The sequence below is a fragment of the Pseudomonas sp. WS 5078 genome, from assembly GCF_012985745.1.
GTDB classification, from domain to species: domain Bacteria; phylum Pseudomonadota; class Gammaproteobacteria; order Pseudomonadales; family Pseudomonadaceae; genus Aquipseudomonas; species Aquipseudomonas lundensis_A.
The window spans coordinates 1-2,515 of sequence record NZ_JAAQWX010000029.1 but is presented as its reverse complement, the minus strand read 5'-3'; the positions used below and the strand labels follow the sequence as shown (position 1 = coordinate 2,515).

Sequence of the window (2,515 nt, the reverse complement as noted above, 5' to 3'; positions counted from 1 at the left end):
CGCAGCGCGGCATGAACTTGCAATGGCAAGGCACCGGCCCCGACGCCAAGGCCGTGCGCGAATGGGCCGACGACGGCAGCTTCGACACGCGCCTGGAATGGGACGAAAACATCCGCCTGACCTACGTTACCGACGCCCACGGCAACGAGACCTGGCACTACTACGACATCCTCGGTTACACCTACCGCATCCGCCATGCTGACGGGCGCTCGGAGTGGCTGTTCCGCGACGACGCGAAAAACATCCTGCGCCACGTGCATCCCGACGGCAGCACCGACCGCTACAGCTACGACGATCGCAGCAACCTGCTCGAACACATCCGCGCCGACCACAGCGTCATGCACTACGCGTACAACGATCAGGACCAGTTGATCAAAATTCGCGACGCCGAAGGCGGCCTTTGGCTACGTGACTACGACGATCAGGGCAACCTGATTAAAGCCGTCGACCCGTTGGGCAACAAAACCGAATACGCCTACACCGCAGCGGGTTTGCCAAGCGCCATCAAAGACGCCAACGGCAACGAAAAAACCCTCGCCTACAACGACGCCGGGCAACTGGTGGAGTACGTCGACTGCTCCGGCAAAACCAGTGTTTGGGAGTACAACGACCTCGGGCAAATGATCTGCTTCACCGATGCGGCGGGCAACAAGACCGAGTACGTGTACAAGGCCGGGCAACTGATCCTGATCACCCACCCGGACAACACCGAAGAACGCTTTAGCCGCGACGCCGAAGGCCGACTGCTGGCCCACACCGATGGCCTCAACCGCTGCACCACCTGGAGCTACACCGCCGCCGGTTTGATCGACGAACGTATCGACGCTGCCGAACAGACCTTGCGCTATCGCTGGGACCGCCTCGGGCAACTGCTCGCGCTGGAAAACGAAAACCGGCAGCAGGCGACATTCGATTACGACCCGGTAGGCCGTTTACTCAAAGAGACCGGGTTTGACGGTCGCAGCACCCTGTACGAGTACGACCCAAACACCGGCCGCCTGGCCAGCACCGTCGACGGCCAGCGCACCACCCACGTCGAGTTCGACCCCACAGGCCGCCTCATCGAACGCACCGCACGCCTGGGCAGCACCACCCAAACCGAAACCTTCGCCTACGACGGCAACGGCAACCTGGCCATGGCCACCAACGCCGACAGCCGCCTGCAATGGTTCCACGACCCGGCGGGCAACCTGCTACGCGAACACCAGCACTACCTGAGCCTGCAAACCCCGGTGGTTGCCGTGTGGCAGCACGAATACGACGTGCTCAACCAACGCATCGCCACCACCCGCCCGGACGGCCACAAAGTCAGCTGGCTGACCTACGGCAGCGGGCACCTGCTGGGCATGCGCCTCGACGAACACGAACTGATCGGCTACGAGCGTGACGACCTGCACCGCGAAGTCGCCCGCCACCAGGGCAACCGCCTGCTGCAAACCCAACAATGGGACCCGGCCGGGCGCCTGCAAGAACAACTGCTGGGCCGCAGCGACGACAAAACCACCCTGCTCAAACGCACCTATCAGTACGACGCCGCAGGCCAACTGACCGACATCCACGACAGCCGCCGCGGCCCGTTATCGTATCGCTACGACCCGGTAGGCCGACTGCTCAACGCCACCAGTCGGCTGGGCGTCGAAACCTTCGCCTTCGACCCGGCCAGCAACCTGCTGGACGAAAAAACCCAACAGCACCAACGCCCGCTGGACCAGGACGCCAAGCGCAACAAACTGATGGACAACCTGCTGCGCGAATACGCCGGCACCCACTACGACTACGACGAACGCGGCAACCAGACCCGCCGCTGGCACAACGGCCAGCAAAGCCGCCTGCACTGGGACCTGTTCGACCGCCTGGTACGCTTTGAAGACAACCGACTGCGCGTCGACTACGCCTACGACCCGCTGGGAAGACGCCTCTACAAATACTCCAACGCCCACCACCCACACCGAAACGAAGCGGGCTCGCAGTGGAACCAAAACGAACAGGCCCGCAAACAGCGCGAACTGGGGTGCGGTTTCACCCTGTTCGGCTGGGACGGCGACACCCTAGCCTGGGAAAGCAGCCCCGCACAGGCCGATGGCGCGAGCGGCAAAACCGTTCACTACCTCTACGAACCCGGCAGCTTCGTCCCCGTGGCCCAGGCCTTGCGCCACCAACCGATGCGCCTGCTGGCCCAGCCGAGTTACACCGGTGCCTACGACATCGACCAAGACCCGCTGTGGACCCACACCCCGCAGGCGCTGCCGATAGACGTACTGGCGTGGTACCAGTGCGACCACCTCGGCACGCCACAAGAACTGACCGACCACACCGGCCAAATCGCCTGGAGCGCGCAGTACAAAGCGTGGGGTGAAGTTAAAGAACAACGCTCGGAATGGGCACAACGCCAAGGGCTAAAGAATCCGATTCGTTTTCAGGGCCAGTACCACGATCACGAAACAGGGCTGCACTACAATCGGTATAGGTACTATGATCCACGGGCCGGACGGTTTATCAGCAAAGACCCGATCAG

General features: G+C 62.7%; 1 protein-coding gene. It reads left to right on the top strand.

Going from position 1 to position 2,515, the window contains the following annotated elements; genetic code table 11:
• Positions 1–2,515, top strand: a 2,515-nt coding sequence (locus HBN68_RS22445; RefSeq protein ID WP_170000661.1) for an RHS domain-containing protein, incomplete at both ends; no start/stop codon positions are given.